At 25.5% G+C, this 14,211-nt stretch carries 15 protein-coding genes, 2 tRNA genes and 1 rRNA gene; 3 read left to right on the top strand and 15 right to left on the bottom strand.

Annotation, left to right across the window (positions count from 1 at the left end; all coding sequences use genetic code 11):
- Nucleotides 1-125: 125 nt before the first annotated feature.
- The 5 genes from KYD98_RS09615 to KYD98_RS09595 all read right to left on the bottom strand — a co-directional run bounded on the left by KYD98_RS09615 (nucleotide 126) and on the right by KYD98_RS09595 (nucleotide 5,908).
- A complete protein-coding gene (locus KYD98_RS09615) occupies nucleotides 126-1,058 on the bottom strand; it encodes an NAD(P)/FAD-dependent oxidoreductase (RefSeq protein ID WP_219779603.1) in 933 nt (310 codons plus the stop codon).
- A 334-nt stretch (nucleotides 1,059-1,392) separates the two neighbouring features.
- Nucleotides 1,393-3,831 carry an ATP-dependent Clp protease ATP-binding subunit gene (locus KYD98_RS09610; RefSeq protein ID WP_219779602.1) on the bottom strand — a complete coding sequence of 813 codons (2,439 nt, stop codon included), beginning with the start codon at nucleotides 3,829-3,831 and terminating at the stop codon, nucleotides 1,393-1,395.
- A 23-nt stretch (nucleotides 3,832-3,854) separates the two neighbouring features.
- A complete protein-coding gene (locus tag KYD98_RS09605; protein ID WP_219779600.1) occupies nucleotides 3,855-4,877 on the bottom strand; it encodes a protein arginine kinase in 1,023 nt (340 codons plus the stop codon).
- On the bottom strand, nucleotides 4,861-5,436 hold the full coding sequence (locus KYD98_RS09600) for a UvrB/UvrC motif-containing protein (protein ID WP_219779598.1): 576 nt from the start codon (nucleotides 5,434-5,436) through the stop codon (nucleotides 4,861-4,863). The genes KYD98_RS09605 and KYD98_RS09600 overlap by 17 nt, the downstream gene beginning before the upstream one ends.
- A gap of 16 nt (nucleotides 5,437-5,452) precedes the next feature.
- Entirely contained in the window at nucleotides 5,453-5,908 is a 456-nt protein-coding gene (locus KYD98_RS09595; protein ID WP_219779596.1) for a CtsR family transcriptional regulator, read from the bottom strand.
- A gap of 195 nt (nucleotides 5,909-6,103) precedes the next feature.
- Here KYD98_RS09595 and KYD98_RS09590 point away from each other — a divergent pair, with 195 nt between their 5' ends.
- Nucleotides 6,104-6,748, top strand: a complete 645-nt coding sequence (locus KYD98_RS09590) for an MBL fold metallo-hydrolase (RefSeq protein ID WP_219779594.1) — start codon at nucleotides 6,104-6,106, stop codon at nucleotides 6,746-6,748.
- 126 nt (nucleotides 6,749-6,874) lie between these two features.
- Here the strand turns inward: KYD98_RS09590 and fdxA are convergent, their stop codons facing one another.
- The 6 genes from fdxA to KYD98_RS09560 form a co-directional block, all read right to left on the bottom strand.
- Nucleotides 6,875-7,045, bottom strand: coding sequence for a 4Fe-4S ferredoxin (fdxA, locus tag KYD98_RS09585; protein WP_219779592.1), 171 nt, complete (start codon nucleotides 7,043-7,045; stop codon nucleotides 6,875-6,877).
- 143 nt (nucleotides 7,046-7,188) lie between these two features.
- Nucleotides 7,189-8,097 carry a PSP1 domain-containing protein gene (locus KYD98_RS09580; protein WP_219779590.1) on the bottom strand — a complete coding sequence of 303 codons (909 nt, stop codon included), beginning with the start codon at nucleotides 8,095-8,097 and terminating at the stop codon, nucleotides 7,189-7,191.
- Nucleotides 8,098-8,100: 3 nt separating this feature from the next.
- Complete coding sequence (locus KYD98_RS09575) at nucleotides 8,101-9,033, bottom strand: DNA polymerase III subunit delta' (RefSeq protein WP_219779588.1); 933 nt, start codon at nucleotides 9,031-9,033, stop codon at nucleotides 8,101-8,103.
- Nucleotides 9,034-9,045: 12 nt separating this feature from the next.
- Nucleotides 9,046-9,378: a cyclic-di-AMP receptor gene (locus tag KYD98_RS09570; RefSeq protein ID WP_219779586.1), complete on the bottom strand. Its 333-nt coding sequence runs from the start codon at nucleotides 9,376-9,378 to the stop codon at nucleotides 9,046-9,048.
- A gap of 99 nt (nucleotides 9,379-9,477) precedes the next feature.
- Nucleotides 9,478-10,155, bottom strand: a complete 678-nt coding sequence (locus KYD98_RS09565) for a dTMP kinase (RefSeq protein WP_219779585.1) — start codon at nucleotides 10,153-10,155, stop codon at nucleotides 9,478-9,480.
- Nucleotides 10,156-10,326: 171 nt separating this feature from the next.
- Nucleotides 10,327-10,500: a sigma factor G inhibitor Gin gene (locus KYD98_RS09560; RefSeq protein ID WP_258049730.1), complete on the bottom strand. Its 174-nt coding sequence runs from the start codon at nucleotides 10,498-10,500 to the stop codon at nucleotides 10,327-10,329.
- Nucleotides 10,501-10,663: 163 nt separating this feature from the next.
- Here KYD98_RS09560 and KYD98_RS09555 point away from each other — a divergent pair, with 163 nt between their 5' ends.
- Nucleotides 10,664-11,815, top strand: coding sequence for a zinc-binding metallopeptidase family protein (locus KYD98_RS09555; protein WP_219779581.1), 1,152 nt, complete (start codon nucleotides 10,664-10,666; stop codon nucleotides 11,813-11,815).
- A gap of 109 nt (nucleotides 11,816-11,924) precedes the next feature.
- Here KYD98_RS09555 and KYD98_RS09550 read toward each other — a convergent pair whose 3' ends face one another.
- Nucleotides 11,925-12,413, bottom strand: coding sequence for a DUF6106 family protein (locus KYD98_RS09550; RefSeq protein ID WP_219779579.1), 489 nt, complete (start codon nucleotides 12,411-12,413; stop codon nucleotides 11,925-11,927).
- Nucleotides 12,414-12,684: 271 nt separating this feature from the next.
- Between KYD98_RS09550 and KYD98_RS09545 the strand changes: the two genes are divergently transcribed.
- Complete coding sequence (locus KYD98_RS09545; RefSeq protein WP_219779576.1) at nucleotides 12,685-13,632, top strand: magnesium transporter CorA family protein; 948 nt, start codon at nucleotides 12,685-12,687, stop codon at nucleotides 13,630-13,632.
- Between the two features lie 190 nt (nucleotides 13,633-13,822).
- Here the strand turns inward: KYD98_RS09545 and KYD98_RS09540 are convergent.
- The 3 genes from KYD98_RS09540 to rrf form a co-directional block, all read right to left on the bottom strand.
- Nucleotides 13,823-13,896: transfer RNA gene (locus KYD98_RS09540), tRNA-Cys, on the bottom strand.
- 1 nt (nucleotide 13,897) lies between these two features.
- Nucleotides 13,898-13,973, bottom strand: a tRNA-Phe gene (locus KYD98_RS09535).
- Nucleotides 13,974-13,977: 4 nt separating this feature from the next.
- Nucleotides 13,978-14,094, bottom strand: a 5S ribosomal RNA gene (rrf, locus tag KYD98_RS09530).
- Between the last annotated feature and the right edge of the window lie 117 nt (nucleotides 14,095-14,211).

The following is a 14,211-nucleotide window of genomic DNA, read 5'->3' as shown; positions in this document are numbered from 1 at the left end:
ACAATATTATAGTCATAAATCTAGGCCTGAAAATAATAGAATAATGTTATTTTCAGACCTATATTTATTAATATTGTCTATATTCTAATATTATTCATCTTCAAACTTTCTAAACTAGATTGATATTATTTATTTTGAAATATATATTTTTCTGCATTTAAAAGTGCTATTGTCCCATCAGCTACAGCTGTTGTAATTTGTCTATATTTTTTTTCACGAACATCTCCGATTGCATATACTCCTTTTATGTTTGTTTCCATATCTTCATTTGTAAGTATATAACCATGATCACTTAATTTTATGGAATCATCTAACCCTAAGGTTTTTGGTTCAGTTCCAATATATCCAAAAATAGCATCTAAATCTAACTCTGTAACTTCACCAGTGTTAACATTTTTAAGTATCACCTTCTCTAAAAAATTTCCTCCTTTTAGTTCAATAAGGTCTTCATTAAACTTAACTTCAATTTTAGGATGATTCATCACCTCTTCTATTAAAGCTTTTTCTCCATTAAAATAATCATGTCTCCTAATTATAATAACTTTTTTCGCAAATTTTGTTAAAAAGATCGCTTCTTCTAATGCAGCATTTCCTCCACCGACAACTCCTATTTCTTTATTTTGATATATCGCTCCATCGCATACAGCACAATAATGAACACCTCTTCCTTCATACTTATCTGCATGCTTAGCAGGCAACTTTTTAGGTGATGCTCCAGTTGCAATTATTATTGTTTTAGGTTTATAAATGTAATTTTCTGTTTCTATTATTTTTTCTTTATCTGATAACTTTATAGTTTTAATTAAATCAAATTCATCTATATTAATATTTAAGGATTCTGCATGTTTTTTTAAAAGTTTTGCTAGGTCTTGACCACTTATCTTTGGAAATCCCGGATAATTTTCTATAGTATAACTATTATTTATCTGACCTCCTATAATTTTTTCTTCTAATAATATCATTTTTAACTTAGCTCTAGCTCCATAAATTGCTGCAGTAAGACCTGATGGTCCCCCTCCGATTATAACTAAATCTAATTCTTTTATTTCCTTTTCCATATATATTCTCCTCTCTTCAGCTTGTTTTATTATTTAATAATTATTATTTACAAATAATATATCATATTAATAATTAAATATAAACTTATTCTCTAAAAATCACCTTAATATACTCTATAATTATTATCACTAAAATTTATTTAATAAATACATATGAAATAGAATTCTAAGTTAAATTTTCTATTATAATCATTACTTCAAAATACAAATATCCCCAAACTATAATCTTTAGTCTTTAAAAATATTTAATATAAAAAATGAAGATATAATATATTTTAAATAATAGTTATATCTCCATTCATACTCTATATAATTAATCTAAACTATATTACAGTTATTCTATTTTATTAAAAACTAGATTATTATCATATTCCTTTACTTTAAGTCTATCACCAATTTTTATATTTCCTAAAAGAATTTCTTCACTTAATTTATCTTCTACTTCTTTGGTAATTAATCTTCTTAACGGTCTTGCACCATAATTTAAATCAGTTCTCTTATTAAGTAAAAACTTTTTACTATCCTTTTCAAAATCTAAATGTATATTCTTATTTTCAAGTCTCTTGCTAATAGATTTTAGCATTAAATCAACAATAGATAATAAGTCTTCTTCTCTTAATTTATGGAATACTATTGTATCATCAATTCTATTTAAAAATTCTGGTTTAAAACTTTTCTTTAATTCTTCAAGAACATTTTCTTTCATCTTTTCATATTCAGAATTTTCATCGAAACTTGCATTAAATCCGATTACTTTTTGTTTCTTTATTTGGTGTGCCCCTACGTTTGAAGTCATAATAACTATAGTATTTTTGAAATTTACAACCTTGCCATGACCATCAGTAAGTCTTCCTTCATCCATAATTTGAAGTAATATATTAAATATATCTTGGTGAGCTTTTTCAATTTCATCTAATAAAATAACTGAATAAGGTTTTCTTCTAACAGCTTCTGTCAATTGTCCTCCCTCTTCATATCCTACATATCCTGGAGGTGCTCCTATAAGCCTTGCTACTGAACTACTCTCCATATACTCTGACATATCAATCCTTATAATACTATTTTCATCACCAAACATAGTTTCAGCTAAAGCCTTTGAAAGTTCAGTTTTACCAACCCCAGTGGGGCCTAAAAAGATAAATGTTCCTATTGGTCTATTTGGATCTTTAATCCCCACTCTAGCTCTTCTAACAGCCTTTGATATAGCTTTTACTGCTTCATTTTGTCCTATAACCCTTTTGTGTAAAATTTCTTCAAGTTTAAGTAGTTTTTCACTTTCTTTCTCTGTAAGTTTTTTTGCAGGAATTTTGGTCCAAGAAGATACTACTTCAGCTATATCATCTTCATCAACAATTAATTCATGTATTGAATTTTGATTACTCCATTCTTTTCTCATATTTTCTAATTGTTCTTTTAATCTGTTTTCTGTATCTCTCATATTTGCAGCTTTTTCAAAATCTTCAATTCTAATACATTCTTCTTTTTCTTTTATTATATTATTGATTTTATCTTCTATAGACTTTAAATCATTAGGGGGAACTAAATTTTTAATTCTTACCTTTGCTGCTGCCTCATCTATTAAATCAATAGCCTTATCAGGCATAAATCTATCCGCTATATATCTATCAGCTAAGTCAACAGCCGATTCTAAAGCTGTATTTGTAATCTTAACTCTATGATGAGATTCATATTTATCTCTTAGACCTTTCAATATGCTTAATGTTTCATCCTTCGATGGTTCTCCAACATTTACAGGTTGAAATCTCCTCTCTAAGGCAGGATCTTTTTCAATATGTTTTCTGTACTCATCTATTGTGGTTGCTCCTATACACTGGATTTCTCCTCTAGCTAACGCAGGTTTTAATATATTTGAGGCATCAATAGCGCCCTCTGCTGCACCTGCTCCTATTATTGTATGAATTTCATCTATAAAAATTATTACACTCTTATCTTTTTCAATTTCACTCATTATCTTTTTTAATCTATCTTCAAATTCTCCCCTATACTTAGCACCAGCAAGTATAGCTGTTAGATCTAGCGAAATTACTCTTTTATTTTTTAATAGTTCTGGAATATTTCCATCTATTATTCTTTGAGCTAACCCTTCTATTACAGCTGTTTTACCTACTCCTGGTTCACCTATCAAACAAGGATTATTTTTTATTCTTCTACATAATATTTCTAGAACACGTTGATTTTCATTTTCCCTTCCAATAACTGGATCTAAAACTCCATCTTCTGCTAACTGAGTTAAATCTCTTCCATATTTATCTAACATAGGCGTTTTTGTTTTTTTAGATTTTTCTTGCAAACTTTCATCTAAATTATCATCATATTTACCACTTAAAAATGATATTAAATCATTCTTTAAACTTTTAAATTCTAACTTTAAGTTTTTTAATATTGTATAAGCCATACCTTCTTCTTGTTTTATTAATGCTATTAATATGTGTTCAGGACTAACATACTTATGTTTTAAATTCTTAGCTTCTATAAAACTTTCATCTAATAATCTTTTTGCTCTTGGGGTTAATAAAATATCCTCTTCTGGCATTTGTATTTCACCATAACCTAAATATCTTCTAACCATATCTCTTACAATATCTACATTGATGCCATATTCTCCTAATAATTTAACTTGATATCCATCTTCTTTTAATAAACCTAATAATATATGTTCGGTACCAACATATCCATGTTTAAAATCTTGTGATTCACTTTGAGCTTCTAATATTACTGATTGAGCTCTTTGAGTAAACCTATTATACTCCATTTTAAATCCCTCCTTTAAACTCACTAAATTACTGCTAATATGCTTCTCACAATTTTAGCTCTTTCATAATTAAGTTCAGTGCCTGAAAGTTTTTTACCTAAATAATTTTGAAGTGAAGAATCTCTTGTAAATACTAGTAATTTATTCAATTTACTACTTTCAATATCTATTAATGAAAGTTCAACTCCCATTCTTACACTAGATAATAGCTCTGTAGCTTCTTGTTCACCTAAAAGAACTGCTGATTTTAATAATCCATATGCTCTATAAATTTTATCTTCTACTTCATATTTACATTTAGATAATAAGACCTCTCTAAATTTTTTTTCTTCACTAATTACACTCATTACTGCACCTTTTAAATTTTCAATTATTTCTTCTTCTGTAAGTCCTAATGTAACTTGATTAGAAATTTTATAAATATTACCATAAGTATTTTTATTGTCTTCAAAAATACATTTTATAGACATTCCAATTTGGGTTAATCCCTTCCCAAAGTTTTCAATTTCATTATTAAAAGTTAATGCTGGTAAATGTACATTTACTGATACTTTCATTCCTGTGCCTAAATTAGTTGGATGTGTTGTTAAATAACCTAAACTTTCATCAAAAGCATAATGTACATTTTTCTCTATTTTATCATCAATTTTTGTAAGTACATTAAAAGACTCTTGTAAATCTAAACCAGAACCTACACATTGTAATTTTATGTGGTCCTCTTCATTTATCATAATGCTAAGAGTTTCATCTTTATTTAAAATAAATGCTGTTTTATCACTATTTTTAATTAATTCTTTTGTTATTAATTGTTTATCTAAATAGCTCTTTATCAATAACTTATCTTCATTCCAGATTTCATAAAGATTAGGTTCTTCATCAAGTATTTCATTTTTTAATATATTATAAATCAATCCTATATTTTTTCTTGCCTCTGTTGGCGTTAATCTATTAGAAAAAGGCACTTCTTTTAAATTTCTAGATAAACATATTGAATTACTTATAACTATATTATTGTTATTACATTCGCCATTAATCCAGTTTTTCATTGTCCTTTTCCTCCTTTACAGTAAAGATTTTATCACTTATATCTTCTTTAAATATAAATGTTTCCATTTCTTTTATCTCATCTCTTATAACTGCAGCTTTTTCATATTCTTCTAATTTAATAGCTTTTTGTAAATCTTGTTTTAGTCTTATAATCTTTCTTTTCTTAATTAAAGTTTCACCATCAAATTTTGGTATTTTACCTACATGTTTTACATTACCATATATTCTTTTCACAATAGGTTTTATATATTCTGAAAATACATTATAGCATTCACCACAACCTAACTTTCCTTGTTTTTCAAATTCTGAATATTTCATTTTACATTTTGGACAAACAAGTTCTTTGGATTTTGTTTTATTTGCGCTTATATTATTTAAAAGTCCTGTTAATATATTTTCAAATTGTAACCCACTTATTTCATTTATAGAATTTATAAATGGAATATCTGATATATTCTTTGCACAATTTTCACATAACCAAATTTCATTTTTCTCTCCATTTACTACTTTAACTAAATTAATTCTTGCTTCATTTTTTTTACATTTTTCACATAACATATAAATCCCCCACTTTTTAAGATAAACTAACCATAATCATAGCTTTAAGAATTTCTGCTCTTACTTTATTTCTGTTTTCTGTTAAAATTAAAGTTCTATCATTTATAGCTATCTTCATTAATTCACATTCTCTATCTGTAATTATATTTGATTCATATAAATTTTCTATTATATCTACAGCATTATGATATGTTATTGAATTTCCTATACTTTGATTTATTATTGTTTCTCTTTCATTAGAACCTTCATGATTTAATTGTTTTATAACTATGTGCCCACCACCGCCACGCTTACTTTCAATCAAATATCCTTTATTATAAGTAAATCTTGTTGTTAATACATAATTTATTTGTGATGGTGCACAACTAAATTGATCTGCTAATTCATTTCTTTGTATTAAAATTATATTATTATTACTATCATTAAACATTTCTTTTATAAATTCTTCTATTATATCTGAAAGTTTTGCCATAACTTCACCTACCTAAACATCAGTTCACTTTTTTGTTTTTGACTTACTTTGACCTTATATTATTATACTATTTTATATTATTATTTTAAATAGTATAATTAATTCTATTCTTAAACTGAATATTTTTTAATTTAATTGTTAAAAATATTATTTAAATTATTATATGTTATTTAAATTAAGAAGGGAACCATTTTTATGAAACTAACTTGGTATGGACACTCTTGTTTCTTGATAACTACATCAAGTGGAAAAAGAATATTAATAGATCCATTTAATCAATCTATAGGTTATAATAATAATTTTCCTAAATCCGATATTGTAACATTAAGTCATAATCATTTTGATCACTCTTTTTTAGATAATATTAACGATAATGCAGAAATTATTAATGAAACAGGCTTATTTAAATTTGATTTTATTGAAATTGAGGGTATAAAATCATTTCATGATAAATGTAATGGAATAAAAAGAGGTCCTAATATAATATATATTTTTAGATTGGAAAATTTAAAGATTTGTCATTTAGGTGATTTAGGGCATATTCCATCAAAATTAATTTTAAATAAATTAGATAACATTGATATTTTACTTATTCCTGTTGGTGGACATATTACCTTAAATGGAGAAGAAGCTTCAAAGATAAGTAAAATTATTTCCCCTAAATATATAATTCCTATTCATTATAAAACATTTCGTTCTTCACTTTATTTAGATGATGCAAAACATTTTTTAATATCTATGAAAAATATAACTAAAATTAAATCAAATGTAGTGGACCTTAATAGTTTAAATTTTTATTCTAAAAATAACGTATTATTTTTATCTCCTCCATTAGATTAAATTTTACTATTTTATTATAAGAATCTAATAATACAAAAATAAATTTTTATATTTATATGATTTAAAACTCTATATTTGAAAACTTGTCCAAATAAAAAAAGATCGTCATAAGACGATCTTTTTCTACTATTCTTGAACTGGAGCACCAACTGGACAAACATTAGCACAGTTTCCACAATCAATACAAGTATCTGCATCGATAACGTAGTATGCATCTCCTTGACTTATAGCATTAACTGGACATTCTCCAGCACATGCTCCACAACTAACACATGAATCATTAATTACAAATGCCATCTAAAACACCTCCTATAATTGTATCATAATTAACCCTCTACATTCTATCATGTATTTTAATGTTTTAAAAGTACTTTATCAATAAAGTACTTTTTTATAGGCTATTTTTTTTACCAATTTAAGAGATTTTTCTTTGTTTTTCTTTATTTTTCTTCATTAATTAATTCTTTCAATAATTTTTTATCTTCTTCAGATTCAATTTCCAATTTTATATCTGAATCCTCTACTGAATCTTCATAACTTCCTGATATTAACTTTACAGTTTCAATTTTATACATATTTATTATTTCTTCATCGCCTAGTTTCAATTTAACTTTTACACTTTCTTTAACAGTTAAATTTTCAACTACCTCACCAGTTCCGTCTATTGTTTCAACTATAGAACCTACTTTAGGAAGCCTTTTTCTTATATCTTCATATGTACTCTGCTCATAGTTTAAACAACACATAAGTCTTCCACATATTCCTGAAATTTTAGTCGGATTTAAAGAAAGATTCTGTTCTTTTGCCATCTTTATTGATACTGATGCAAAATCTCCCAAAAAGCTAGAACAGCACATAGGTCTACCACAAGGTCCTAATCCACCTATCATTTTAGCTTCATCTCTAACACCTATTTGTCTTAATTCTATTCTAGTCTTAAATATTGTTGCCAAATCTTTAACTAGCTCTCTAAAATCAATTCTTCCATCTGCTGTGAAGTAAAATATTACTTTGTGATTATCAAATGTATATTCAACATCTATTAATTTCATCTTAAGATTATGCTCTTGTATTTTCTTTAAACATATATCCAATGCTTGTTGTTCTTTGCTTTTATTTTCTTTATGTTTTTGAATATCTTTTTCATCTGCTATCCTTATAACTGGTTTTAATGGTGATATTATTTCATCATCTCTTATCTCTTTTATTCCTATAACACATTCACCAAATTCTATACCTCTAGCAGTTTCAACTATTACATAGTTCCCTTTTTGAACAGAAAAATCTACAGGATCAAAGTAATAAATTTTACCTGCTTTTTTAAATCTCACTCCAACAACTTTTATCATAAATTATACCTCCGCAAATCCCATAAGTAATACAGTTATGGCCATTGAATAATTTGTATTACTATTTAAATTAACCCTCGCTTCTCTAATGTATTCTAACATACAATTAAGTTTTTTATAAGATATTCCTAATGAGATATCCTTTATTTCATATAAACTATCAAAATTTATAATTAAATCTTCATTATCTAATTCTTTTAAAAACATAATATCCCTTATATAAGAAATTAATATATTTAATAAATCTTCAGGACTTTCCTTCGCAATAATTAACGATTCTTTATATTTTAAGACTAGATCTTTATTTTTTTCCACAACATCTTTTAATAACTCTAGTAATAAAACTCTTAAAATCTTTAACTTTTCATCTTTAATAAATTTATCTATTTTCCCAGGTATTCCCTCACTATATGCTAAAGCAGATCTTATATCCTTTTCATCTAAATTACTATAATTATATTTTATATATTCTAACATTTCTTCCTTAGATAATGGAGTTAGTTTATATATTTGACAACGTGATTTTATAGTATCTAAAATTAATTCTAATGATTCACTTAATAATATAAGAAATACTCCTTTTGGTGGTTCTTCAATAGTTTTTAATAAAGCATTTTGAGCTGATATAGTTAATTTATTACACTTATGTAATATTAGAACTTTCCTCTCCCCTTCATAAGGCTTTTTATTAGTCTCATCTATAATAGCTCTTATATCATCTACACCAAATGAACTAAGTGAAGGATAGTAATTTATAATATCTACATATTCTCTATCATAAGTTACACCCAAAATATTATTGGCAAGATAATTTGCTAACATACTCTTGCCAATTCCATCATCACCAATTATTAAATTAGCATGAGAAAAAGAATCATTTATTTTTCTTTTATTAAATCCATTAATAATTTTTTTATGTCCAATGATTTCTCTCAATGCTTACTCTCCTTATATCTTTATAAATTTATCTACATCAACAACAAATATAGTGGCTCCACCTACATTAATTTGCATAGGACATTGTTGAATATATCCTCCATCATTACCTGTTAATGGTGTAGGTGATACTACGATCTCTTTTCGCTTTTTACATATATCTTTTACTATATCAATTACTTGATCTAATTTATCCTCTTCTACCCCTACCATCAAAGTAGTATTTCCTGCTTTTAAAAAACCACCTGTAGTAGCAAGTTTGGTAACTCTAAAGTCTTTATCTGTTAATGAATCTAGTACATCTGGAGCATCTTCATCTTGAACAATAGCAATAACTAATTTCATTTATTATTCCCCCTAAAGTAATATACTATTATTATATAATTCTAACATAAATATGTAATCATTTTTTTACTTTAAATATTTAATTATAAAATTTATATTTTAAATATATTTTTTTAATTTATTATAAATTTCATTATGAATTTCATCTATACTTTTTAATCTATTACCATTATTACACTTTATTTTATTCCAACTATATTTTTCAGCTATTTTTAAAGAATTATTATATGAATTTATTAGATACTGTTTATCTTTTTCATGTATATCTTTTTCCTTTTCTCCTGTAAATTTATTAGCTCTATCTTTCATAAGTTCTTGACTTATTTCTGGTGGTACATCAAGAAATATTACACAATCTGGTATAGGCAATTTATATAAATTAAATTCTAATTCATATAACCAATTTAAAAATTTATCTTTTTCTTCTTCTTCCATTTTAACTGCTTGATGAACCATATTAGATGTTGTATATCTATCTGCAATTATTATTCCACCATTTTTATAAAACTCTTCCCATTCAGTTTTATATGAAGCAAATCTATCAACAGCATAAAATGTTGATGCTACATAAGCATTTACATCTTCTGGTTTTTTCCCAAAATCACCATTTAAATACATTTTAACTGGCATACAAGCAGGGCTTTCATAATTAGGGAAAGTTATTTTTCTAACTTTATATTCTTCTCTTAATAATCTTTCATACAATTTTTGTGCTTGTGTTGCTTTTCCTGATGCATCAGAACCACTTTCTATTATAATTAATTTACCTTTTTCCATAAAAAAATTCCCCCATGTTAATAATACTATATAAAAAAGACAATAAATAATATCCTATAAATTTATACGATATTATTTATATTTAATTTTATAATAAAAATTAGCCGTATATAAAAATACAGCTATCAATATACATTATTAATTTAATAAAAATCTGACTACTACATAATTTTATAAATCTTTTTTAAACAAAATAGCCTTTATCTTATTTTTATAATAATTATATTCAGGATTTATAATAGACAGATTTATAATTTCATTTTCACATCTATTACAAATTTTTTTCCCGTTTAATATTATACCATTATCATCAAACTTACTACATACAAAACATTTTTTATTCATCAAATTTATTCCCCCTTAATAGTTTCCTTTAGTTTTAATATTGACTTAAGTAAAACTTTTTAATCCACTTTTTAAGGTTATAGTTAATATTTCATTATAATATATAAATATTTTTTTAATTATTAGAAAAAATAATATTAAATGATTATGGGAGGGTTGATTTATGAAACAAGAAATCATTTCATTTTTATCTACTTGTAATAATGAGCTAGATGAATTAAGACATTACTTATATAATAATCCTGAAACAAGTTATAATGAGATTAAATGTTCTAAATATATTTGCAATCTATTAAAAAAATATAATTTTAACATATCTGAAAACTTTTTAAATATACCTAATGCATTTATATGTAAAAAAGGTAATGGTCATCCTAAAATCTGTTATTTATGTGAATACGATGCTGTAGAAGGATATGGACATATTACAGGACATAATATATTAAGTACTATTTCTGTAGGAGCTGCCTTATGTTTAGGCCATATAATAGATAAAATTGGTGGATCAGTTATTATTATAGGCTGTCCTGGCGAATATCTAGGTGGTAGTAAAGCTATTATGAGTAAGCAAGGTGTTTTTGATGATATTGATGTTGTAATGGTTGCTCATCCAGATATATCAACAAGTGAAAGTGGATCTTCATCAGCAATAATTCCATTAAGTATAGAATATAAAGGAACAGATGGTTTAAGTTTTTTAAATAAAAATACATATACAGCTCTGGATGCCGTTTTATTAAATTTTAATATATTAAATTCTCTTATAAAAGGATTTCCTAAAAACTTAGAAATAAACTATATTTTATCTAAAGGTGGATATACTCCATTATTATTACCAGCAGAGGCAGAAGCGAAATTTTACATTAGAAGTGACAATTACAAAACTGCAGAACTTATTGATAACAAACTTAGAACTATAGCTGAATCTGTATCTAGTTTAACTGGAATAAATCATACCATTTCCTTGTATGAACCTTCTAACAAAGAACTAATAACTAATAGAACACTTAATAGATTATTTAGTCATAATCTAAAAGAAAATGGAATAATAGATATTGCTTCTTCTAAAGATGTATATGCAGGATTAAGCTTAGGTGATGTTAGCCATAAAGTACCTTGTATTCATCCATATATATCTATAATAAATAATAGTAATATCAAATATGGTTCTAATGAGTTTGCACAAGCTACACTGTCAGAATTCGCATTTAAACAAGCCAAAATTGCTGCACTTTCTCTAGCCTTTACAGGAATGGATCTAATAGAAAATCAAAACTTATTAAAAGAAGTAAAAGAAGACTTTTTTATTAAATAATATAAATAATTTTTATATTATTTACCTTTTTACAAATTGTTTAAATAATAAAAAAATTCTACTAAAATATTGCTTTAGTAGAATTTCTTTGTTTATATAAATATAATATCTATGCCTTTATTTTATTATTTGTATTTAACCTTTGTATTAGTTTATCACTTGGATTAAAACTAAATTTATAATATTGATCTTGTTTTTTGTATATGCAGCAATAACTTTTAGTATTAATTACTTCACAAAAATAATTACCTTTGTTCTTTGCAACATATTCTTTTGGTATATAATATTTTTTACCTATGTATACAATCTCTGATAAACTTATACTTTCTAAATTTTTTTCCTGATTCGAAATAATTTTGTTAATAATAAGTTTATTTGCAATTATAGAATATTTATATGCTATTTTACATCTTGCTAGTTGTAAAAATACTATACTAACAGTTAACATAATAATTAAACTATTTATTGCCTTAATAATTATTATATTATTTATCTGTAAGTTACTTATTCCTTGATATAAATATAACATTATAGTAATAACAAGTATTAATGTAGCTATAACAGGTGCTTTTTTCCTTACAACTACCTCTCTATGCATTTATATTTCCCCCATATATTAAAATTAAAATAACATTATGATTATACTAAGGTTTTGTATATAAATCTATACTTAAAATCTTCTCGATTTAGTTATATTCTATTATATTCCCTATTAATTTAAAAATAACACTAGATTTTAAAATTTAACAACCTTTTACTTTATTTTAGTAAGTTTTTTATATTTAAAATTTAATTTTTAAACAGTATTAGTAGCGAATTATTTATATTCAGATTATAATAGTATAATATATGTTAGGAGGTGGTTTACATTGATTCAAATTTATAAAAGTGTAAGTGAATCTAATCCAACTTTAAAAATTATAGATACTATTGAAAATGGTTGCTGGATAAATATAGTTGCACCCTCTGATGAAGAATTAATACTAATCTCTAAAAAAACTGGTGTATCTCTTGATTTTTTAAAAGCTCCATTGGACGATGAAGAAACTTCTAGAATTGATATTGAAAATGATGCTATATTAGTTATTGTGGACATTCCGTTTACAGAAATGGAGGATAATTCACTAACATATGATACTTATCCTTTAGCAATAATACATACTAGCAAACAATTAATCACTATTTGCCTTAAAAATAGTAAAATAATCACTGATTTTGCTAATTGTAGAATAAAATCATTCTTTACATTTAAAAAATCCAGATTTATACTTCAAATATTAAATAGAATATCTACTTATTATTTATTATATTTAAGACAAATTGATAAAAAAAGCTTAATGATAGAAAAAAGATTGCATAAATCAATGAAAAATAGAGAACTTATTCAACTGCACTCATTAGAAAAATCTCTTGTTTATTTTTCTACATCATTAAAAGCAAATGAAATTACTTTAGAAAAAATGCTAAAATTAGAAATAATGCAAAAATATGATGATGATAAGGATGTTTTAGAGGATGTAATTATAGAAAATAAACAGGCTATAGAAATGACTGAAATATATAGTAATATATTAGCTAGTACAATGGACTTTTTTGCATCAGTTATTTCAAATAATTTAAATATAGTAATGAAAGTTTTAGCTTCAGTAACTATACTTATGGCAATTCCTACAATTATAAGTGGAATATTTGGTATGAATATTATTCTACCACTATCAGATAAAAATCCTAATGCATTTTCAATAGTTATGGGGTTAACCTTCAGCATCTGTGCTTTAGTTGCATTTGTCTTATATAAAAAAGATATGTTTAATTAAAATAGAGAGTAAATACTCTCTATTTTAATATTTATTCACAATAAATTATTTAAATATTAACAAAAAGTATATATTTTGTGGATAAGTTGTTATCTTTATTTATCTTTTGTGGATATTTTTTTAATTACTATTTATAATCTTATATTTCTCAAAACAAAAAAACCTTGAAACTTATGTTCAAGGTTTTTTTTGGAGGCGCCACCCAGATTTGAACTGGGGATAAAGGTTTTGCAGACCTCTGCCTTACCACTTGGCTATAGCGCCATGGTGGCTCGAACTGGAATCGAACCAGTGACACGAGGATTTTCAGTCCTCTGCTCTACCGACTGAGCTATCGAGCCGCTAACCTGGCAACGTCCTAATCTCCCACACAGTCTCCCATGCAGTACCTTCGGCGCTATAGATCTTAACTTTCCTGTTCGGAATGGGAAGGAGTGTTACTTCTATGCCATCATCACCAGATTTACTTTGAAAGATTTGTTCTTTCAAAATTGCACATATTTTGTATATACTTAATTATTATTGGTCAAGCCCTCGACCTATTAGTATCAGTCAGCTAAATATGTTACCACACTTACA

Source organism: Clostridium weizhouense (assembly GCF_019431045.1).
Lineage (GTDB): Bacteria > Bacillota > Clostridia > Clostridiales > Clostridiaceae > Clostridium > Clostridium weizhouense.
Note: the sequence above shows the minus strand (reverse complement) of the source record. Positions and strands in the feature narration are given on the sequence as shown.

Coding starts and splice junctions, on each gene's coding strand:
- KYD98_RS09580 (WP_219779590.1), bottom strand. CDS start 8,097: ATGATAAAAGTTGTTGGAGTGAGATTTAAAAAAGCAGGTAAAATTTAT.
- KYD98_RS09550 (WP_219779579.1), bottom strand. CDS start 12,413: ATGCATAGAGAGGTAGTTGTAAGGAAAAAAGCACCTGTTATAGCTACA.
- KYD98_RS09590 (WP_219779594.1), top strand. CDS start 6,104: ATGAAACTAACTTGGTATGGACACTCTTGTTTCTTGATAACTACATCA.
- KYD98_RS09560 (WP_258049730.1), bottom strand. CDS start 10,500: ATGAATAAAAAATGTTTTGTATGTAGTAAGTTTGATGATAATGGTATA.
- KYD98_RS09595 (WP_219779596.1), bottom strand. CDS start 5,908: ATGGCAAAACTTTCAGATATAATAGAAGAATTTATAAAAGAAATGTTT.
- KYD98_RS09570 (WP_219779586.1), bottom strand. CDS start 9,378: ATGAAATTAGTTATTGCTATTGTTCAAGATGAAGATGCTCCAGATGTA.
- KYD98_RS09615 (WP_219779603.1), bottom strand. CDS start 1,058: ATGGAAAAGGAAATAAAAGAATTAGATTTAGTTATAATCGGAGGGGGA.
- KYD98_RS09605 (WP_219779600.1), bottom strand. CDS start 4,877: ATGAAAAACTGGATTAATGGCGAATGTAATAACAATAATATAGTTATA.
- KYD98_RS09610 (WP_219779602.1), bottom strand. CDS start 3,831: ATGGAGTATAATAGGTTTACTCAAAGAGCTCAATCAGTAATATTAGAA.
- KYD98_RS09600 (WP_219779598.1), bottom strand. CDS start 5,436: ATGTTATGTGAAAAATGTAAAAAAAATGAAGCAAGAATTAATTTAGTT.
- KYD98_RS09555 (WP_219779581.1), top strand. CDS start 10,664: ATGAAACAAGAAATCATTTCATTTTTATCTACTTGTAATAATGAGCTA.
- KYD98_RS09565 (WP_219779585.1), bottom strand. CDS start 10,155: ATGGAAAAAGGTAAATTAATTATAATAGAAAGTGGTTCTGATGCATCA.
- fdxA (WP_219779592.1), bottom strand. CDS start 7,045: ATGGCATTTGTAATTAATGATTCATGTGTTAGTTGTGGAGCATGTGCT.